13 protein-coding genes and 1 other RNA gene are annotated in these 19,804 nt (G+C 65.1%); 7 read left to right on the forward strand and 7 right to left on the reverse strand.

Features of this window, described 5'->3' with window-relative positions; genetic code table 11:
* The first annotated feature begins 220 nt into the window (after window positions 1-220).
* The 6 genes from JZZ72_RS12695 (at window position 221) to ffs (ending at window position 9,428) form a co-directional block, all read left to right on the forward strand.
* The gene (locus JZZ72_RS12695; RefSeq protein WP_043862359.1) at window positions 221-880 is read left to right on the forward strand and encodes a GntR family transcriptional regulator; all 660 of its coding nucleotides are present in this window, start codon (window positions 221-223) and stop codon (window positions 878-880) included.
* Window positions 881-882: 2 nt separating this feature from the next.
* A complete protein-coding gene (gene smc, locus JZZ72_RS12700; protein WP_210014525.1) occupies window positions 883-4,371 on the forward strand; it encodes a chromosome segregation protein SMC in 3,489 nt (1,162 codons plus the stop codon).
* Window positions 4,372-4,574: 203 nt separating this feature from the next.
* A complete protein-coding gene (zipA, locus tag JZZ72_RS12705; RefSeq protein ID WP_043862361.1) occupies window positions 4,575-5,444 on the forward strand; it encodes a cell division protein ZipA in 870 nt (289 codons plus the stop codon).
* A gap of 118 nt (window positions 5,445-5,562) precedes the next feature.
* On the forward strand, window positions 5,563-7,917 hold the full coding sequence (gene ligA, locus JZZ72_RS12710; protein WP_210014526.1) for an NAD-dependent DNA ligase LigA: 2,355 nt from the start codon (window positions 5,563-5,565) through the stop codon (window positions 7,915-7,917).
* A 159-nt stretch (window positions 7,918-8,076) separates the two neighbouring features.
* Complete coding sequence (locus tag JZZ72_RS12715; protein ID WP_100634374.1) at window positions 8,077-9,234, forward strand: zinc-binding metallopeptidase family protein; 1,158 nt, start codon at window positions 8,077-8,079, stop codon at window positions 9,232-9,234.
* Between the two features lie 97 nt (window positions 9,235-9,331).
* An RNA gene (ffs, locus tag JZZ72_RS12720) (signal recognition particle sRNA small type) lies at window positions 9,332-9,428 on the forward strand.
* Window positions 9,429-9,584: 156 nt separating this feature from the next.
* On the opposite strand, the gene JZZ72_RS12725 is transcribed toward ffs, so the two are convergent.
* Window positions 9,585-9,911, reverse strand: a complete 327-nt coding sequence (locus tag JZZ72_RS12725; protein WP_043862364.1) for a hypothetical protein — start codon at window positions 9,909-9,911, stop codon at window positions 9,585-9,587.
* Window positions 9,912-10,273: 362 nt separating this feature from the next.
* Between JZZ72_RS12725 and JZZ72_RS12730 the strand changes: the two genes are divergently transcribed.
* Window positions 10,274-10,606 carry a hypothetical protein gene (locus JZZ72_RS12730; protein ID WP_043862365.1) on the forward strand — a complete coding sequence of 111 codons (333 nt, stop codon included), beginning with the start codon at window positions 10,274-10,276 and terminating at the stop codon, window positions 10,604-10,606.
* A 53-nt stretch (window positions 10,607-10,659) separates the two neighbouring features.
* Here the strand turns inward: JZZ72_RS12730 and JZZ72_RS12735 are convergent, their stop codons facing one another.
* Genes JZZ72_RS12735 through bcsZ form a run of 6 tightly spaced genes read right to left on the reverse strand, consistent with a single transcriptional unit; the run spans window position 10,660 to window position 19,800 of the window.
* On the reverse strand, window positions 10,660-11,823 hold the full coding sequence (locus JZZ72_RS12735) for an alginate O-acetyltransferase AlgX-related protein (RefSeq protein ID WP_210014527.1): 1,164 nt from the start codon (window positions 11,821-11,823) through the stop codon (window positions 10,660-10,662).
* Window positions 11,823-13,238, reverse strand: a complete 1,416-nt coding sequence (locus tag JZZ72_RS12740; protein WP_100634380.1) for an MBOAT family O-acyltransferase — start codon at window positions 13,236-13,238, stop codon at window positions 11,823-11,825. Before JZZ72_RS12740 ends, JZZ72_RS12735 begins: the two co-directional genes overlap by 1 nt.
* Window positions 13,239-13,256: 18 nt before the next feature.
* A complete protein-coding gene (locus JZZ72_RS12745; RefSeq protein WP_054915585.1) occupies window positions 13,257-13,928 on the reverse strand; it encodes an alginate O-acetyltransferase AlgF in 672 nt (223 codons plus the stop codon).
* The gene (locus tag JZZ72_RS12750) at window positions 13,925-14,584 is read right to left on the reverse strand and encodes an SGNH/GDSL hydrolase family protein (protein WP_043862368.1); all 660 of its coding nucleotides are present in this window, start codon (window positions 14,582-14,584) and stop codon (window positions 13,925-13,927) included. The genes JZZ72_RS12745 and JZZ72_RS12750 overlap by 4 nt, the downstream gene beginning before the upstream one ends.
* 18 nt (window positions 14,585-14,602) lie before the next feature.
* Window positions 14,603-18,586 carry a cellulose biosynthesis protein BcsC gene (locus JZZ72_RS12755; protein WP_210014528.1) on the reverse strand — a complete coding sequence of 1,328 codons (3,984 nt, stop codon included), beginning with the start codon at window positions 18,584-18,586 and terminating at the stop codon, window positions 14,603-14,605.
* Window positions 18,562-19,800: a cellulose synthase complex periplasmic endoglucanase BcsZ gene (gene bcsZ / locus JZZ72_RS12760; protein WP_210014529.1), complete on the reverse strand. Its 1,239-nt coding sequence runs from the start codon at window positions 19,798-19,800 to the stop codon at window positions 18,562-18,564. The genes JZZ72_RS12755 and bcsZ overlap by 25 nt, the downstream gene beginning before the upstream one ends.
* Window positions 19,801-19,804 lie beyond the last annotated feature (4 nt).

Here is a 19,804-nt window from a genome sequence, read left to right on the forward strand (position 1 = left end):
TGACTTGCCGGTCAACTGTTTTCTGACTTCAAGGTCAGCTTTTTGTGCGTGCTGATCCTGTCATCCTCGATAGCCTCTGTATTCAGCATAGAACCGGGGCCGGGTTGACGATTGTTTTGCTTCAATCGTGCCAACTGCGTGCCTGTGCCGCTGCGCGAGGTGCAGGCAAGTGCGCTACAATCGGCGCTTGTGCACAGTTCAATGATTTTGAAGGAAAACCATGACGTTCAAGGCGCCGGACAGCCTCTCCGAGCAAATTGCCCATTACCTGGCCGAGCGGATCATCCGCGGTGAGCTCAAACCTGCCGAGCGCATCCAGGAACAGAAGGTCACCCAGGCGCTCAATGTCAGCCGTGGCTCGGTGCGCGAGGCACTGCTGATACTCGAGCGCCGGCACCTGGTGACCATCCTGCCGCGCCGTGGCGCGCAGGTTACGGCGCTCAACGAACACAACGTGCGCAGCCTCTGCACCCTGATGAGCGAGCTGTACATCCTGCTGGGCAATGCCGTGGCCAGTGCGCCGCGCAGCGAAGCCGAACTTGCACCGTTTCTGGTCATCCAGCAGCGTCTGCACGCCGCCAGTGCGCGCCAGGACATCAAGGCCTTCGTCGAAGAGAGCTTCGCGGTGATGCGCGCCGCGTACCCGTTCGCCAACAACCCCTACCTGCAGGAAACCGTCGAGAACCTGCAGCCGGCCATGAGCCGCACCTATTACCTGGCGCTGGACCAGCGCAAGGCCAACATGAACGACTTCCTGGTGCTGTTCGCCCAACTGCTCGAAGCGGTGGTGGGTGGCGACCTGCCGCGTATCCGCGAGGTGCTTACGCAGTACTGCGAGCGCAGTTGCACGCTGGTGCTGTCCTCGCTGGTTGCTGGCTGAGCATGCGCCTCAAGTGCATTCGCCTGGCGGGGTTCAAGTCGTTCGTCGACCCGACTACCGTCAACTTCCCCAGCAACATGGCGGCCGTGGTCGGCCCCAATGGCTGCGGCAAGTCCAACATCATCGATGCGGTGCGCTGGGTGATGGGCGAAAGCTCGGCGAAAAACCTGCGTGGCGAGTCGATGACCGACGTCATCTTCAACGGCTCCACCAGCCGCAAGCCGGTCAGCCAGGCCAGTATCGAACTGGTGTTCGACAACAGTGACAACACCCTGGTGGGTGAGTATGCCGCCTATGCCGAGATCTCGATCCGGCGCAAGGTGACCCGCGACGCGCAGAACACCTATTACCTCAACGGCACCAAGTGCCGTCGGCGCGACATCACCGATATCTTCCTGGGTACCGGCCTGGGCCCGCGCAGCTACTCGATCATCGAGCAGGGCATGATCTCCAAGCTGATCGAGGCCAAGCCCGAAGAGTTGCGCAACTTCATCGAAGAGGCCGCCGGCATCTCCAAGTACAAGGAGCGCCGCCGCGAAACCGAAAACCGCATCCGCCGCACCCACGAGAACCTGGAGCGCCTGACCGACCTGCGCGAAGAGCTGGAACGTCAGCTCGAACGCCTGCACCGCCAGGCCCAGGCAGCGGAGAAGTACAAGGAATACAAGGCCGAGGAGCGTCAGCTCAAGGCCCAGCTGGCGGCCCTGCGTTGGCGTGCGCTGAACGATCAGGTGGGCCAGCGCGAGGCGATCATCGGCGACCAGGAAGTGGCCTTCGAGGCCCTGGTGGCCGAGCAGCGCAATGCCGATGCGAGCATCGAGCGCCTGCGCGACGGTCACCACGACCTGTCGGAGCGTTTCAACCTGGTCCAGGGGCGCTTCTATTCGGTAGGCGGCGACATCGCCCGGGTCGAGCAGAACATCCAGCACGGCCAGCAGCGCTTGCGCCAGTTGCAGGATGACTTCAAGGAAGCCGAACGCGCGCGTCTGGAAACCGAATCGCACCTGGGCCACGACCGTACCTTGCTGGCGACCCTGGGCGAAGAGCTGGAGATGATCGAGCCCGAGCAGGAACTGTCGCTGGCGGCAGCCGAGGAGGCCGCCGCGACCCTTGAGGAAGCCGAGACCACCATGCATGGCTGGCAGGAGCAGTGGGACAGCTTCAACACCCGCTCCGCCGAGCCGCGCCGCCAGGCCGAGGTGCAGCAGTCGCGCATCCAGCAGCTGGAGCAGAGCCTGGAGCGCGTCTCGGAGCGCCAGCGCAAGCTGGGCGAAGAACGCGACCAGTTGAGCGCCGACCCTGAAGATGCGGCCATCCTGGAACTGAACGAACAACTGGCCAGCAGCGAATTGCTGCTCGAAGACCTGCACCTGGAAGAACAGCAGGTGATCGAGCGCCTCGACGCGCTGCGCGAGCAATTGCAGCAGGCCGCCCAGGCGCAGCAGCAGGCCCAGGGTGAACTGCAGCGCCTGGGTGGCCGGCTGGCATCGCTCGAAGCCTTGCAGCAGGCCGCGCTGGACCCAGGCAGCGGTACCCTCGACTGGTTGCGCGCGCAGGGCCTGGAGCAACGCCCACGCCTGGCTGAAGGCCTGCGCGTGGAGCCGGGTTGGGAGCTGGCGGTGGAAACCGTGCTGGGCGCCGACCTGCACGCGGTACTGGTGGACGACCTGGCCGGGCTCGACCTGACGGGCTTCGATCAGGGCGAGTTGCGTCTGCTGGAGGCCGCCGGCACCGGCAAGCGCCTTGCCGGCAGCCTGCTGGACAAAGTACAGGGCGGCGTTGACCTGGCCCCCTGGCTGGGCCAGGTCAAGCCGGTCGAGAGCCTCGAGCAGGCATTGAGCCTGCGCGGCCAGCTGGCCGACGGCCAAAGCCTGATCAGCCGCGACGGCTACTGGGTGGGGCGCCACTTTCTGCGGGTCAGCCGAGGCAACGATGCCCAGGGCGGCGTGCTGGCCCGTGGGCAGGAGCTTGAGCTGCTGGGCCTGGAGCGTCTGGAGCAGGAAGCTGCCCTGGAGCAGCTCGAAGCGCAGTTGCTGGCCCTGCGTGAACAGCAGCGCGTGATGGAAGACAGCCGTGAACAACTGCGTCGTCGCACCCAGGAAGAAGCCCGCCAGCAAGGTGAGCTCAAGGCCCGTCTGTCGGCCGGCAAGGCCCGCGCCGAGCAGCTGACGTTGCGCCGCCGGCGCCTTGAAGAAGAGCTGGCCGAGCTGCTGGAACAGCGCGCCATCGAACACGAAAGCCTGGGTGAGTCGCGCCTGCACCTGCAGGAAGCCCTCGACCTGATGGCCCACGACACCGAACAGCGCGAGGCCTTGCTGGCCCAGCGCGACAACCTGCGCGAACGCCTCGACCGCGTGCGCCAGGAAGCCCGCCAGCACAAGGACCACGCCCATCAGTTGGCGGTGCGCCTGGGCTCGCTGCGTGCCCAGCACGACTCCACGCGCCAGGCCCTCGAGCGCCTGGAGCTGCAGTCGGAGCGCCTGAACGAAAAACGTGAACAACTGAGCCTGAACCTGGAGGAGGGCGAGGCGCCCCTCGAAGAGCTGCGCATGATGCTTGAGGCGCTGCTGGAAAAGCGCATGAGTGTCGACGAGGAAATGCGTCAGGCGCGCCTGCACATGGACGAGGCCGACCGCGAACTGCGCGAGGCCGAAAAGCGTCGTACCCAGGCCGAACAGCAATCCCAGCTGCTGCGCGGTCAGCTCGAACAGCACCGCATGGAATGGCAGGGGCTGAGTGTGCGGCGCAAGGCCCTGCAGGAACAGTTGCAGGCTGACGGCTATGATCTGGAAGGCGTGTTGGCGACCTTGCTGGCCGAGGCCAGCGAGCAGGAGGCTGAACTTGAGCTGGAGCGCATCGATGCGCGCATCCAGCGCCTGGGCGCGATCAACCTGGCGGCCATCGACGAGTACCAGCAGCAGTCCGAGCGCAAGCGCTACCTCGACGCCCAGGATGCCGACCTGGTCGAGGCCCTCGATACCCTGGAAAACGTGATTCGCAAGATCGACAAGGAAACACGCAACCGCTTCAAGGATACCTTTGATCAGATAAATGCCGGATTACAGGCACTTTTCCCAAAAGTTTTCGGTGGTGGCAGCGCTTATCTGGAACTGACGGGCGAAGATCTACTCGATACAGGGGTAACGATCATGGCGCGCCCGCCGGGCAAGAAGAACAGCACCATCCATCTGCTCTCGGGCGGCGAGAAGGCGCTGACGGCCCTGGCCCTGGTGTTTGCCATCTTCAAGTTGAACCCGGCACCGTTCTGCATGCTCGACGAAGTCGATGCGCCGCTGGACGATGCCAACGTCGGACGCTATGCGCGCCTGGTCAAGGAGATGAGCCAGACCGTGCAGTTCATCTATATCACCCACAACAAGATCGCCATGGAAATGGCCGATCAACTGATGGGGGTGACCATGCACGAGCCCGGTTGCTCACGGCTGGTGGCGGTGGACGTGGAGGAGGCGATGGCCATGGTCGACGCCTGAAAAACGGATATAACGCACGAACTTGCAGCAAATGCCCCTGTCAGTTGCGACAGACGGTGTAAAGTTATCTTTGGTCGTGCTAGCTTAATGTAAATTTTTCTATGCGTGGGTAAAACGCCTGTCAGAACATAGAGTTGGCGCCACGTTTTAAAGGGGTTTAAACCCTTTATTTTTCAGCATTTTTCACAGAGGCACGGGATTACATGGAAATCGGTCTGCGCGAGTGGCTGATCGTCATCGGCATCATAGTCATTGCCGGTATTCTTTTTGACGGCTGGCGTCGCATGCGCGGCGGCAAGGGCAAGTTGAAATTCCGTCTGGACCGCAGCTTCTCCAACCTGCCGGACGAAGAGACCAGCGCCGAAGTGCTGGGCCCGCCGCGGGTGCTTGACGACCACAAGGAGCCCCAGCTCGACGAGCACGACCTGCCGTCGATGACGGCTGCGCGCGAGCAGCGCGAGCCGAAGGTGGGCAAGGGGTCCAAGCGCGCCAAACGTACCAGCGAGCCGCAGCAGGGCGACCTGAACCTGGCGGCCGAGCCACGCGAGCCTGACCTGTTCGGCAATGCCGACGACGACTTCCCGGACGAAAGCCCCAAGAGCACCGGCTTCGGTGCCAGCGAAGGCAAGGACCTGCCGCCGGTCGAGGAAGTGCTGGTGATCAGCGTGATTGCCCGCGACGAGAGCGGCTTCAAGGGCCCTGCGCTGCTGCAGAACATCCTGGAAAGCGGCCTGCGCTTTGGCGAGATGGACATCTTCCACCGTCACGAAAGCATGGCCGGCAATGGCGAAGTGCTGTTCTCCATGGCCAACGCGGTCAAGCCTGGGGTGTTCGACCTGGACGACATCGACCATTTCAGCACCCGTGCGGTCAGCTTCTTCCTTGGCCTGCCGGGCCCGCGCCATCCCAAGCAGGCGTTCGACGTGATGGTGGCGGCGGCGCGCAAGCTGGCCCATGAACTGAACGGCGAGCTCAAGGATGACCAGCGCAGCGTGATGACCGCGCAGACCATCGAACACTACCGCCAGCGCATCGTCGAATTCGAGCGCCGCGCCCTGACCCAGAAACGCTGACAGGTATGGCCGCTCCCTGCAGGAGCTGGCCTTGCCGGCGAAAGCTGCCCCGCCGATCCACCGATTTGAACGCCAAGAGCAGCCCCGAGCTGCTCTTTTGCTTTGCAAGAGACGACACATGACCGCCCAAACCCGCATCCTCGAACTGCGCGCCGAACTCGACCAGCACAACTACCGCTACTACGTGCTCGACGAGCCAAGCGTCCCGGACGCCGAATACGATCGCCTGTTCCGCGAGCTGCAGGCCCTTGAGGCCGAACACCCCGAGCTGGTCACCCCCGATTCCCCCACCCAGCGGGTGGGCGGCGCGGCGCTCTCGGCCTTCACCCAGGTGCGTCACGAGGTGCCGATGCTGAGCCTGGGCAACGCCTTCGAGGAAAATGACCTGCGCGAGTTCGACCGGCGCGTGGTCGAAGGCCTCGACCTGCCGACCGGCGACCTGTTCGGCGCAGGGGCGGCGGTGGACTACAGCTGCGAACCCAAGCTCGACGGCCTGGCGGTCAGCCTGCTGTACCGTGACGGCCTGCTGGTGCAGGGCGCCACCCGTGGCGACGGCACCACCGGCGAAGACATCAGCGTCAACGTGCGCACCATCCGCAACGTGCCGCTCAAGCTGCAGGGCAAGGGCTGGCCGGCGGTGCTGGAGGTGCGCGGCGAAGTGTTCATGAGCAAGGAGGGCTTCGAACGGCTGAACGCAGCCCAGGCCCAGATCGGCGGCAAGACCTTCGCCAACCCGCGCAACGCGGCCGCCGGCAGCCTGCGCCAGCTCGATTCGAAGATCACCGCCAGCCGCCCCCTGGAGTTCTGCTGCTATGGCGTGGGCCAGGTGTCCGAGGCCATCGCCGACACCCACATCGGCACCCTCGAAAAGCTAAAGGGCTGGGGCATGCCCATCAGCCGCGAACTGCGGCATGCCGCCGGCATCAAGGAATGCCTGGACTACTACCGTGACATCGGCGAGCGGCGCAACGCGCTGCCCTACGAGATCGACGGGGTGGTGTTCAAGGTCAACAGCCTGGCCTCGCAACGTGAACTGGGCTTTCGTGCCCGTGAGCCGCGCTGGGCGATAGCGCACAAGTTCCCGGCCATGGAAGAGCTGACCGAGGTGCTCGACGTCGAGTTCCAGGTTGGTCGCACCGGTGCGGTAACGCCCGTCGCACGGCTCAAGCCGGTCAAGGTGGCCGGCGTGACCGTGGCCAATGCCACCTTGCACAACATGGACGAAGTGGCGCGCCTGGGGGTGATGATCGGCGATACGGTGATCATCCGCCGTGCCGGTGATGTCATCCCGCAGGTGATGCAGGTGGTCACCGAGCGTCGCCCGGCCGATGCGCGTACGGTGCACATCCCTACCCAGTGCCCGGTGTGTGGCTCGCAGGTCGAGCGCACCCAGCTGGTCAAGCGCAGCAAGGGCAAGGAAACCGTCAGCGAAGGCGCGGTGTACCGCTGCGTCGGCCGCCTGGCCTGCCGCGCGCAGCTCAAGCAGGCGATCATCCACTACGTGTCGCGCCGCGCCATGGACATCGAGGGCCTGGGCGAGAAGAGCGTCGAGCAGTTGGTGGATGAAGGGCTGATTGCCTCGCCGGCAGACCTGTACCGCTTGAAATTCGAAGACATCGTCGACCTCGAAGGCTTTGCCGAGGTGTCCAGCAACAAGCTGCTGGCTGCCATTGCCGACAGCAAGCGCCCGAGCCTGGCACGCTTCATCTACGCCCTTGGCATCCCGGATGTGGGCGAGGAGACCGCCAAGGTGCTGGCGCGCTCGCTGGGCTCGTTGCAGCGCGTGATGGTGGCGTTGCCGCAGGTGCTGACCTACCTGCCGGATATCGGCCTGGAAGTGGCGCACGAGATCCACAACTTCTTCGAGGACGAACATAACCGCAGCGTCATCGCGCAACTGCTCGAGAACGGCCTGCAGTTGCAGGAGGAGGGCGAGCTGGCCGCCGAGTTCGCGGCCAGTACGACTCTGGCCGGGTTGATCGCCAAGCTCGACATCCCTTCTGTCGGCCCGACGGGTGCCGAGAAGCTGGTGGCCAAGCTGCAAAGCCTTGAGCGCATCATTGCCGCCGACGGCATCGACCTGCGCCAGGCGCTGGCAGCCAAGCAGGCTGATGCGGTGCGCGAATTCTTCCTGGTCGAGGCCAACCAGGCGCTGGCGCGCAGCGTCGAGGCGCAACTGCGCGAGTTCGGCATGCACTGGGAGAGCGAGAAGAAGGTTGCCCAGGGCTTGCCGCTGGCGGGGCAGACCTGGGTGCTGACCGGTTCGCTGGAGCGCATGAGCCGGGATGTCGCCAAGGACAAGCTGGAGAGCCTGGGGGCCAAGGTGGCGGGGTCTGTTTCGGCCAAGACCCACTGCGTGGTGGCGGGCCCGGGGGCAGGCTCCAAGTTGGCCAAGGCCACTGAGCTGGGGCTCAGGGTGTTGGATGAGGATGCGTTCGTGGCGTTTCTGTCGGAGCAGGGCATAGCGGTGTAGCGGTCACGCGGCCCGCTTCTGCCCGAAGGGCGTGGGAGCGGGCTTGACCCGCGATCGAGCGCGAAGCGCTCGCAACACCTGAGCGCACGGTGCGTCAGGCACACCGCAAGCGCTGTCACGCACATGGTGTAGGCTAGGCTCCAGCCAGGAGGTGGCCCCATGTACCCATTCTTCGAACAGCTCGTCGCCCGTATCGCCGCACCCTTCGTCAGCCAGGCACGCCGCAGCACGCGCGTGTGGCAATGCGAGTGCGGACAGTCCGTGTTCTTTCGCAACAGCCAATGCCTGGCCTGCCAGGCGTCGCTGGGCTACTGGCCCGATACCCACCATGTCGGTACCTTGCTGCCGGCCGCTGTGGACGGCCAGTGGTACCTGGACGGCCAGCCAGAACTCGGCCCGCTCAAGCGTTGCGCCAACCTCGACACCCCGGCTTGCTGCAACTGGCTGCTGGCTGTCGACGACCCCGAAGCGTTCTGCCTGGCCTGTCGCCTCAACCGCACCATCCCCGACCTGTCGTTCACCGAAAACCACCTGCGCTGGCGCAAGCTGGAAACCGCCAAGCGCCGCCTGATTGCGCAACTGCTGCACCTGGGGTTGCCGGTCACGCCCAAGCAAGGCGCAGCCGGCGAGGGCATCGCCTTCGACTTCATCGGCATCGACATTGCCGGCAATCCCCCCACCACCGGCCACGCTGGCGGCCTGATCACCCTGGATATCCGCGAAGCCGACGACGACTGGCGCGAGCAGGTGCGCGTGCAGCTTCAGGAGCCCTACCGGACCGTGCTGGGCCACCTGCGCCACGAGATCGGGCATTACTACTGGGACCGTCTGGTGGCCAGCAGCGCCTGGCTGCAGGACTTCCGCCGCCTGTTCGGCGACGAGCGCGCCAGCTACGCCCAGGCCATGGAGCGCCACTACCAGCAAGGTGCTCCGCTGGACTGGGCCGTCGCCCACGTCAGCGCCTATGCCACCATGCACCCCTGGGAGGACTGGGCCGAAACCTGGGCGCACTACCTGCACATGACCGATGCGGTGGACACCGCCCTTGCGCTGGGCATGGACGCCTCGGTGATGGACCTGGACTATCCGCCGTTCGATGCCCGCAGCCTGTACCAGCCCGAGCACCCTGGGGCGCCTGCGTTCCTGGCGTTCATCAATGCCTGGGTGGAGCTGTCGGCGATGCTCAACGAGCTGTCACGCAGCATGGGCCAGACCGACTTCTACCCGTTCGTGCTGAGTGCGCCGGTGGTGGCCAAGCTGCACTTCATTCACTGCGTGATCCAGGGCGATGCCCCGGCGGCAGTCACAAGTCCTTGAGCCAGAGTGGTTTTTTCACGGTACAGAGGTTGTAACTTCGCGTCAGACCGGTACAATGGCCCCGCTCGCTGCCAGGCGAGCATCGTTATGGTGACCCCATCGGTCCCCCCGCAACGATTACCCGTAAACCTGGTCAGGCCCGGAAGGGAGCAGCCACAGCGGGAACATCGTGTGCCGGGGTGTGGCTGGTGGGGTTGCCTCCATAACGCAAGCCCTTGTCTGCCAGGGGCCGCCTCTATCCAGTTCCCTTTCCCCCGAATACGCATGCAGTGCACTGCTTTCCCTTCGCGCGCACGAAAAATGCCTGCGACCGGATCACTGTCGCAGACACTTCACTCTCTTCAGCGCTATCAGCAGGGCTCGTAAATGAACGCCTTGTAATCGCCACCCTCCCGGTAGATATAGCGCCCGATACATTCAATGTTGGCTATCTGTGCAACGTAGGTAATACGGTCCGGTTTGAATTCCCGTGCCGCGGTGAGCAGAACTTTGGACAGGTCTCTTTTGACGTTTGTCACATGTTGCTCGTTGGTCTGGCTGAAATCATCATACTCGATGGCCCAGACGGTATTCACACCAGCCAACTTCTTCCATTGTTGTTCTGCCAGGAAGTTGTTGAAGTTGTCTCGTTCCGATTCCTTGTTGGTGAGGTCCAGCGAAAGCAATACCCTGATCATTGAGTCATTCCTTTGTGCGGTGCGCTAAGGGACGACGCTGCCCGCTGGCAGCGCCCGGCGGGCATGATTGCAGAAGCGCAGCGCTCGCTTCAAGACGCTGTAATTGCGCCGAAACGGCACGCCTTTGAATGTTTCTGTTTATTTTAAAGTGCCTGAAAGCCCTTTGTTCCATAAAAAGACTTTATAGCTCGTGTTTCTTTGCGTAGTAACTTTCCTACATGGCCTTGGCTAAGTTGTTTAGTTTCTGTTTTTTGGTAAATTCTTGAATTATTTTAACTCTCAGGTGATGGCCATTTAGCATTGATGGATGAAAAGTGAGTGACTAGGTTGCAAGGGAATTTCACTGCTTATGGGAGCCCACCATGACCCTCTGCCTGTTGTCCCTCGACCTGTCCAATACCGGCGAAGTTCAGCGCGTGGCCTTTTGCAAGGTGCTCAAGGACGATAACTGGAAGCGATTTCGCAATGCCGACGCCACCTGGGAGAAATCATACGAACTGGCCTACGACGCCCTTGTCGAAAAGCGCGTCAAGACCCTGCTCGAAGCTGCCGCCAACATGGCGGGTATCGAAGAACTGAGGTTCGTGGTGCAAGCCGGCGAGCAGGAGGGCTGGTGTTGCCAGCTGGAGAAGATCCACGGCATCTACCACTTCACCACGTTCGATTCAGCGGCAGATCTGAAAAAGCTTGCCTGAGCATTCGCCAGCGCCCGCCGCGCCGTGCCAACGCGCGCAGCGGGCGTGGTGCGTCATGGCTTGGGGGGCAGCTGCACGTCACCCGCATAGGGCGTCTGCAGGTCGCGCTCGGGTATCTCCCAGATCACCAGCTGTGGCGGCGTCTGCCTGAACGCCGGGCTGTCGAAGTAGGCCTTGGCGGCTCCGGAGAATTCGCCGCCGTCCTTGGCGAAGTTGCCCACAGGCGCCGACAGCGCACGTTGCAGAAAGCCGACAAAGCTCGAGTTGCGCGAAAACGAGGTGCCGATCAGCGCGACGTTCGGCAGGTTGTCGTCGCCGAACAGGTCATCGAGATTGTCGCCCGCATCGCTGACGGCCTCGGCCCGCTCGGTGATGACCGTTGGCGCCACCTGTTCCTGCGGCGGCTGCAAGGCCACTGGCAGCCAATCGATGCCGGCCAGCCGTACCAGGTCCCCGGGGCGCGGTGCCAGAGGCTCCTGGCGGGTGTCGAAGGTCTTGCTGGGGGTGGCGCTCAAGCCCATGCCCTTGACCTGCTCGGCAATGGCCTGGGCAGCGGCCTGGGCGCCGGCTTCGCTCCAGTGGGTATCGGTACGCAGGAACGCACTGGCGCCCAGCGGCTGCAGGCTGGCAGTCAGGTCCAGGGTGGTCACGCCGGCCGCCTGGAGTTTCTGCGCCCACTGCTGGATGCGCGCCTGCGAGGCCGTGGGGCGAGTCAACCCGCACAGCTCGCTGGCGGCGATTCGGCTCTTGTCCGGCACCACGCTCACCAGCAGGCGGATACCCCGTTGCTGCAAGCTGCGTTGCAGGGCGATCACCGCATCGGCCTTGGCCTGGGCGTTGTCGGCCGCGTGCCGGTCGAGCTTGAGTTCATCGCTCAGAAACAGCCACTGCGTGCAGCCCGGCCGCACCCGCGGCCCGGTGTCGCCCAGCAACAGCCAACTGCTGGCCCGTTCCAGGTCGGCGGCCTCGCTCGGCAGCGGCGCCTTGGCCAGCTCCTTGGCAATGCGGTGGGTGATTTCGCCGTGCAGCACCTGGCCATTGGACAGGTGCTTGTCGGGCATCAGCTCGAGCTTGCCGCTGGCCACCAGCCAGCCACACGACAGCAGGCCGGCACCCAGGAACAGCGCCAGGGTGACGCCGGCGATCGGGCTGGTGCGCAGGGCCAGTGCACTGGGGGGCGTGGGCGCTGTACTGGGAGGAGGTGTCTTCATCGTCATCAGAACTGGAAGTACAGGAAGGGGACCGAATCACGGCTGGCGATCAACGCGAACGACAGCACGAAGCCGGCCACGGGCCACAGGGCAGCGGCATGCACGAACCACGCGCGGCTGGCGAAGCGGTGCTCGGCGCGTGTCTGCCAGATCGGCAGGATGATGCACGCCACGCCCAGCAACGCCGCCAGGCCGTGCACCGGGCGTACGGTGGCTGCCAGTGCCTCGCCCAGGGCAAAGCCGTGCAGGCCGAACTGGCCGGCGTACATCGACAGCGCCGTATGAAAGTCCGGGGCGCGGAACAGCGTCCAGGCCAGGCACACGAACAGCAGCGTCAGGGTGTGCGACAGCACCTTGGGGATCGCCGGCAGGCTGGAACGGCTCCAGGCCCGGTCGACGCACAGCGCGATACCGTGGGCCGAGCCCCACAGCAGGTAGTTCCAGCTGTCCCCGCCATGCCACAGGCCGGCAATGGCCATGGTCAGGAACAGGTTGCGGTAGGTGTTCCAGGTGCCGTGGCGGTTGCCGCCCAGGGCGATGTACAGGTAGTCGCGCAGCCAGCTCGACAGCGACAGGTGCCAGCGCCGCCAGAAGTCCTGGATGCTGCTGGCCAGGTACGGCCGGTTGAAGTTCTCGGGAAAGTGGAAGCCCAGCATCAGGCCCAGGCCGATGGCCATGCAGCTGTAGCCGGCAAAGTCGAAGAACAGTTGCAGCGAATACGCCAGGCAGCCCAGCCACGCGTCCAGGAACGACGGGTTGTCCAGGTGGAAGGCCACGTCCACCAGCGGCGACAGGGTATCGGCCACCAGCACCTTCATGCACATGCCGATCATGAAGCGGCGCGCGCCCAGCGAGAAGTTCTGCCAGTTGAAGTAGCGCTGGTTGAGCTCGCGGCGTACCCAGTCGTAGCGGATGATCGGGCCGGCGATCGAGTGGCCGAACATCGAGATGTAGGTGGCGAAGTTCACGAAACTGCGCTCTACCGGCACGGTATGGCGGTGCACATCCACCAGGTAGGAAATCGCCTGCAGCACGATGAACGACAGCCCCGCCGGCAACGCCACCCGCTGCCACTCCATCGGCAATGCACCGTAATAGGTGATCAGCTCGTTGTAGTTGGCGGCCAGGATGTTGGCGTACTTGTACCAGCACAGCACCAGCGTATTGAACACGATCAGCGCGGCCAGCAGGCGTATGCGCCCGCGCGAGTCCTCATGGCTGCGGTTCACCAGCAGCCCGCCAACCCACGCGACCACGGTCAGCGCCATGTGCAGCAGCAGGAACAGCGGGCTCAGCCAGCCATAGAACAGCCAGCTGCCGATCAGCAGTACGCCGTTGCGCCAGGCCGGACGGCTCAGCGCGTACACCAGCATGAAGATCGGCAAAAACAGCGTCAGGAACTCGAGTGAGGCGAATACCATGGTGGTGAAGACGTCCGATCAGTTGGAGAGCGTGTCCGTGACTGGCACAAGCTGCGGGCCGCTCGCCGTGGGCAGCAGCAATACGCTGTAGCGCTCGCCGGCCTTGAGTTCGCCCAGGTCCACCGGGCCGCCGACGTTGGCATTGGCGCACACCAGTTGCACCGACAGCTTCACCGGGTTGATCGATCTACGCTGCACGCTGGCCTCTGGCGCGTCCTTGAACAGGTCCGCCGTGCGCCCGGCAGGGCGCAGGCTTGCGCCCTGGCAGGAAGGGTCGAGGTTGACGAAGGCCAGCGAAGCCTTCAGCGCATTGAAGTCGTCGGGTTGCTCGCGTACCACGCGTTGCCGGATGCCGCTGGCGTCCTGCAGGGCGACTACCGTGGCGAATTCGCCAGGAGCAACGCTCAGCTGCAGGGCCGAGCGCTGGCCGTCACGGCTCAGGGTGCCCTTGATGGCCTTGTTGGCCGGTACCGGCAGGTACGCCGACACCGGTTTGGCCGCGTCCAGCTGCAGGCTGGCCCTGGAGCCGTCCGCCACCAGTTGCAGGGTGCCGGGGGCCGCGTTGACGAAGCGCAAGAACGCCGAGTCTTCGCTGGGGCCGGTGGGGTACAGCGCGATCTCGGCCTGGGCCAGGCCCGCGCCGAGGGCGGCGGGCAGGGCCAGCAGTACAGCGTGCAGGGCGCGCTTCATTTCTTGATGCTCGTCACGACCGGCGCCTTGACGATCTCTTCGCTGATCTTCTTGCTCCAGGCCAGGTAGCCCGGGGCGGTCAAATGCTGACCGTCGACCGTGGCCCACTCGCCTTGCTTGGAGAATTTGAGCGAGTCGACGTAGTCGCACGGCGCCACGTTGGCGGCGAGGAACTTGGAGGTCAGTTCGACGCGGGCGTAGGTCTTGCCGTACTTGCCGCCTTCGGTCCCCCAGTTGGGGCCGACCCATACGCACTTGGCCCCGGTGTTGGCGATTTCCTTGGCAAAGCTGGTGGTCTGCTGCCACAGCCAGGCCTTGGGGAAGGCCGGTTTGGTGTAGCTGGCCATGGTGTCGCCCATCACCACGACCACCAGGTCCGGCTTGTCGGCCTTGATCAGGTCGCCGATCGGCCGGGTGGCCGCCTTGCTGCCCAGTACCACGGGCTTTTCGGTGCCACGGCGCTCGGCACCGCCGCAGGTGCCAGGGGTGGCTTTGAGCCAGTCGCCAGCATTGGCGCCGCAGATACCCAGCGAGTGCACCTGGGCACCTTGCTGCACGAGGTTGTCGTGCAGGCTCTTGATCAGGTAATCGGGGGTCGCCAGGTGGCTGTCGCCGATCATCAGAATGGTCAGGCCTGCGAGAAGTGAACTAGCCATGGTTGATACTCCTGCAAATCAATTCGAATAAGGGGAACGGTACGGGTTGACGGGCAACGGCATGGCGCCGCGGCCGTCGTCGAACAGGTAGCGCAGGTACAGGCCACCGGTCCATTGCTGGTAGTCGCGGGCGTTGTCCACACCCAGGGTGCCGCCGAAGAAGAACCCATCGCCCAGCCGGTATTCGCCACTGGCGCCCAGCGAGTAGCCGATGCCGGTCTTGCTTTGAGATGAGTAACGGGTGCGAAAGTCGACGTCGTTTTCAGCCAGAAGCTGCGACGCCTGATCGAATGCCGATTGCAGACGCGGGTCTCGCGGGAAGTAAGGTGCGCCGTCCTGCTCGATATGTTGCATGCCGACTGAGCCGTTGACCTGGTAGCTCCAGTCCGGCCCGCGATGGGCCCAGTTCACCGGAATGGCGATGGAGAAGAAGTTCTGTGGGCTGAAGTAGCCGCCGTGACCATAGGTGAAGAAGCTCTGGTTCTCGGCGTAGTGGGTACCCGAAACGCTCAAGCCCGCAGTCAGGCGCTGGTCCTGGTTGTTCAGCAGGTACCAGTAGATACCGCTGCCCAGTTCGGTGCGGGTATTGTCGTCGACGTTATGACCGATCAGCTTGTGCCAGGATCCGTAGCCGTAGACGCCGTAGCGCTGATTGTCGTAGCCCACTTGCAGGCGACCCCCGTTGGCAGTCACACCGCCCCATTCCAGACCACTGCGCGCGTCGCGGGCACCGGCAAAGGATGTCAGGCTGTCGGTCACGGAACGCCTTGACAGGTTGAGCCCGTAACGCCAGTTACTGCCTTCGCTGAACGGGCGATCCAGATTGATGCCGCCGACAACGGTGTTGTAGAGGAACCCGACCGGGCTTACGCCAAGGTCACTCTTGAGCCCTAGCGACGGGTTCTCATAGGCTACCGCGAAGCCGACGCCCGAATCCTTCTGTTTGCCGGTGCTGCCGAAGAACAGGTCGGAGGCTGCCTGCTCGATCTGTGCTTCGGTGCCAGCATTGGCCAGGTTGGCAATTTGCTCGGCGGTAAAGCCGCCAAAGCGGAAGCGATTCGCCGGGTCGCTGCTCACGCCTCCGGCGTTGAGCGATACCGGGGTAACGCGCAAGGCCATGCGATCGTCGCCGACGGGGAAACTGATCTCCAGCGGCGCCTCTACATCGGTGATCTTGCCCAGCCCCGATTCGCTGTCGTTACTGCGAAAGGTGACGCCCTGCTTGATCTGCGGGCTGCGCGCCTCGCGAATCGTATCCAGCTCGGTCTGCAGCGCGGCGCGCGGGTCGACCGGTGCCGGCGTGGCGAGCTGCGGCGTGGCCTGGCTGGCCGTGCGCAGGCCAGGTTCGTTGTCGCGACTGGCCAGCAGCACCGGTGCGTCGAACGCTTCGCTGGCGCGGCTGCTGACCTGGGTCTGTGCCGGCTCGGGAATTTCGGCCAGCACCGTTTCGCTCAGGCGCGACTGCTTGCGCTGGCCCGGCTGGCCGACGAAGGGGTTGACGGCAATCGCCTGGCCGAAGGGGTTGAGCACGTTCTGCTCCGGCGGCGCCTGCAAGGCCAGGGCCTGGGCATACAGCTGCTCGGCCTTGGCCAGCTTGCCGCGGCCACGGTAATAGCCGGCAGCACTGGTGAGAATCTGCGGGTTCTGCGGGGCCAGTTGCAGGGCCTTTTCAACGGCGCGCTCGGCCTTGTCGGCATCGCCGGCCTGTACGAAGGCCTGGGCGGCGCCCATCTGCACGTCGGCATTGTCCGGGTACTGGCGCAGCAGCGGGGTGAACAGCTCCACCGCCTTGGCCGGGTTGCGGTTGTCCAGGTACATGCGCGCCAGCGACGACACTGCCTGCGGGTCTTGCGGGCGTTGCGCCAGGGCCGGGGCGAGGGTGTCGTAGGCGGCCACCAGGTCGCCCTTTTCACGCAGCAGGTCGGCCTGGCGCACGGTGTACTGGAACACCAGGTCGTCGTAGCTGCGCTGGTCGCCGGCCTGCAGTGGCTGGCTGCGCAGCTCGCGCAGAATCTGGTTCACCTGCACGTCGTCGCCGGCCTTGAGCAGTGCGCCGGCATAGGCCAGGCGCAGGGACGGGGAGGGCGTGCTGCTCTGGGCAATAGCGGTGCGCAGCATGCCCAGCGCATGTTCGGTCTGGCCGATATCGATATAGGTCGCGGCCAGCGCCGAGAGCATGCCGGGGTTGTTGGCCGCTGCCGGTTCGGCGCGTTGCAGCAGCTTCATGGCCTGTTGGCGCTGGCCCTGTTTGGCCAGGTCTGCCGCCTGGCGGGTCAGCAGGTGCAGTTCGATCTCTTCGGCCAGGGTGTGCATGGCGGCGCTGCGCTGGGCCGCGGGCACCTGCGCCAGGCTGCGCTGGGCCGACTGCCACTCGCCCAGGCGGCTGGAGAACAGCGCGCTGGCATACAGCGCCTCGGCCCGCTGCGGGTTGGCCTTGAGCATCTCGTCGATGGTCTGGCGCGCCTTGCCGGAGGCATCGCTCTTGAGGTAGACCTGCGCCAGGTCGTAACGCGCCCACACGTTCTGCGGGTCGTTGCGCACGGCCTCTTCCAGCGCCTTGCGAGCGCCGGCCAGGTCGCCACTGCGCTCGGCGTCGCGGGCCTGGCCTACGGCGATGGCCGCGCGCAGCACGCGCAGGTCGCCCAGGCGTTCGCGCTGGGCATCGCTGAGCCCGTCGATCAGGCGCTGGCTTTCGCCCAGCTTGCCGTTCTGCGCCAGCACGCTGACCAGCCCGCGCAGCGCATCGGGGTTGCCGGCATCCAGGCTCAGGGCCTGGCGATAGGTGGTTTCGGCGCTGTCGAACTGACCCTGGGCGGCCTGCAGGTCGGCCAGGCTGATAGGCCCCTGCACCTGGCGCGGGTTCATCGCGATGGCGCGTTGCAGCAGCTCGCGGGCGTCTTGCGGATTGCCGGCGTCGCGGGCGGCATTGGCCTGGTCCAGCAGCACCCAGTAGCGGTTGCCTTGCAGGGCGCTCTGCCAGCGGCTGCTGTTGCCACGGCTGATGGCCTGCTTGAACAGTGCATCGGCGTCGCCCAGGCGGCCCTGGCGCTGGCGCACGATGCCCAGCCCGCCGAGGGCGTCGGCATCCTGCGCCTGCTCGCGCAAACGGGCCTGGAACGACTGCTCGGCCTGGGGCAGGTCGTTGGCGTCCAGCGCCTTGAAGCCACGCACCAGGTGGCTGTTCTGGCGTTGGACGGCGCTGGCCTGGCTGGCACGGGCACCGCTCTTGAGCTGGTTGCGGATCTCTTCGTCGTCCGGGTAGGCCTTGAGGTAGGCATCGAACAACGGCACCTCGGCGGGGCGCGGCGCACCCAGCCAGGACAGGCCCTGGCGCCAGCCCTCGATCGATTCACTGCCGATCACCGGGTCGTTGGCATAGGACGCCAGCCGGCGAATGCCCTCCACCCGGGTGCTTTCGTTGCGCAGCAGCAGCTTGGCCAGGTTGAGCTTGATCTTGGGGTTGTCCGGCGACTGGCCCTGCAGGCGCTCCAGGCCCTGGCGCGCTTCCTGCCAGCCGGTGGCGGTGTAGCCCAGGTAGCTGTAGAACTCCAGGCCCAGTTCGCCCTGGGGTGCACTGCCACTGAACAGCGTGCGGTATGCCGCCACAGCCTGATCCAGCTCGCCCGATTCGGCGAGTTGGCGGGCCTGCTCCAGTTGCGCGGTGTTATCGGCGCTGTGCAGGGCGATCTCCTGTTGCAGCAACAGGGTCTGACGCTCGCCGGGGTGCGCCTGCCTGAGCTGGTCGAGGTAGCGCTTGGCGCCCTGCGGGCGATTGCCATCAAGCTCCAGCAGGCCAAGGCCGTACAACGCGTCGGCCTGCTGCGGATCGATCAGCAGCAGCTTGCGCCATGCCTCGGTGGCGCGGGTGGTGTCTTTGCGGGCCTGCCAGTATTGACCCTGTTCCAGCAGGACCTTGCCGTTCTCGCTGAGCTCGGCAAAGCTGCTGTTGTGGATCAGGGCGGCAAGCACCCCAATGGCTAGGGTTTGGCGGCGCGAGGGCATGAAGTCTCCCAGAGTGGTTGCAGCTTCCCGTCGTCGAGGAAGTGGTAACGATCATCCATGAAGCCGAGGGCGAACAGGCTCAGCACGAAGTCGTAGTAAGGGGGTTGTCTGGCCTGCAGCGCTTCGGGGCTCAGGCTTTTGCTCATCAGCTGGTCGACACGGGCACGCTGCTGTTCCTGCAGCCAGGGTTGCTGGCGCGCCTTGAAATACGGCAGCAGGGCGGCAGAAAAGCCGAACGGGCCATCGCCGCTGCTGGTGTTGGCCTGCACCTGCACTTTCTCTGGCGGTACGCCGTGGGTCGCGACACTGCGCGCCATGCCGTCGAGGCTGTCGAGGATCGGCTTGGCCAGTGGGTCCTTGGCCGGGGTCATGCCGGCCCACAGGTAGGTGCGGATGGCGTCGTAGCTGCCGGTTTCGCCCTTGACCGGGTCGATCACGAACAGGCCCTTGTCCGGGCCGGTGGCACGGTAGCCCACCCAGTCGGCCACATAGCCGTTGTGGCTCACGCCCTTGATCAGGCTGGCGGTGCTGCGGGCGATCTGGCTCCACGGCCCCTTGGGGTCGACCACCGCCAGGCGTCGCAGCACCGGCACCGGCAGGTAGCTGGGGTTGAGCTGCCAGAAGTGATCGGGCTTGGCAAAGCCCTCCACGCCGGGCAGCAGCATCATGCCCAGGCCCGGCAGCTCGGCCACTTCGCGGGCCTTGATATTGGCCAGCAGCTGGGCAGCCTGGGCGTTGTAGGCCGGGGTGTTCCACAGCCGCGCGGCCTCGCTCAGCGCGTAGGCGAACCACAGGTCGGCGTCCGAGGCCGAGTTGTGGTCCAGCAGGCGCCACTGGCCCTTGTCGTCCAGGCCCCAGATCCACCCCGGCAGGTTCTGCTTGATGTCGCCACCGGCAAGGTTGTTGCTGGCCCACAGCCAGAGCTTGTCGAAGCTGGCCTGGTCGTTGGCCACCAGGGCAAAGAACATCGCGTAGGACTGGCCTTCGGACGAGCTGTGCTGCTGCGGCGTGCTGGCATCGAGCACGCGCCCGTCGGGCTGCACGAAGTGCTGGCGAAACACCTGCCACAACGGCCAGGGGTCGGCCTGGCAGCTGTTGGCCTGGCTCACGCCGGGCAGCAGCAGGGTAAGGGCGCTGGCGCCCAGCAGGCGGCGCAGCAGCGAGCGCGAACGCCTGGCGGGCAACGGTGCGGTGTGTCCGGTTGGCAGAGGCATGCGA

Origin of the sequence: Pseudomonas palmensis (assembly GCF_017848315.1) — a bacterium.
Taxonomy (GTDB): domain Bacteria; phylum Pseudomonadota; class Gammaproteobacteria; order Pseudomonadales; family Pseudomonadaceae; genus Aquipseudomonas; species Aquipseudomonas palmensis.

Excerpts from the sequence above, each read along its gene's own strand:
- JZZ72_RS12695 (WP_043862359.1), top strand. The coding sequence starts at position 221 with ATGACGTTCAAGGCGCCGGACAGCCTCTCCGAGCAAATTGCCCATTAC.
- JZZ72_RS12715 (WP_100634374.1), top strand. The coding sequence starts at position 8,077 with ATGTACCCATTCTTCGAACAGCTCGTCGCCCGTATCGCCGCACCCTTC.
- zipA (WP_043862361.1), top strand. The coding sequence starts at position 4,575 with ATGGAAATCGGTCTGCGCGAGTGGCTGATCGTCATCGGCATCATAGTC.
- ligA (WP_210014526.1), top strand. The coding sequence starts at position 5,563 with ATGACCGCCCAAACCCGCATCCTCGAACTGCGCGCCGAACTCGACCAG.
- JZZ72_RS12745 (WP_054915585.1), bottom strand. The coding sequence starts at position 13,928 with ATGAAGCGCGCCCTGCACGCTGTACTGCTGGCCCTGCCCGCCGCCCTC.
- smc (WP_210014525.1), top strand. The coding sequence starts at position 883 with ATGCGCCTCAAGTGCATTCGCCTGGCGGGGTTCAAGTCGTTCGTCGAC.
- JZZ72_RS12755 (WP_210014528.1), bottom strand. The coding sequence starts at position 18,586 with ATGCCCTCGCGCCGCCAAACCCTAGCCATTGGGGTGCTTGCCGCCCTG.
- JZZ72_RS12750 (WP_043862368.1), bottom strand. The coding sequence starts at position 14,584 with ATGGCTAGTTCACTTCTCGCAGGCCTGACCATTCTGATGATCGGCGAC.
- JZZ72_RS12740 (WP_100634380.1), bottom strand. The coding sequence starts at position 13,238 with ATGGTATTCGCCTCACTCGAGTTCCTGACGCTGTTTTTGCCGATCTTC.
- JZZ72_RS12725 (WP_043862364.1), bottom strand. The coding sequence starts at position 9,911 with ATGATCAGGGTATTGCTTTCGCTGGACCTCACCAACAAGGAATCGGAA.
- JZZ72_RS12730 (WP_043862365.1), top strand. The coding sequence starts at position 10,274 with ATGACCCTCTGCCTGTTGTCCCTCGACCTGTCCAATACCGGCGAAGTT.
- bcsZ (WP_210014529.1), bottom strand. The coding sequence starts at position 19,800 with ATGCCTCTGCCAACCGGACACACCGCACCGTTGCCCGCCAGGCGTTCG.
- JZZ72_RS12735 (WP_210014527.1), bottom strand. The coding sequence starts at position 11,823 with ATGACGATGAAGACACCTCCTCCCAGTACAGCGCCCACGCCCCCCAGT.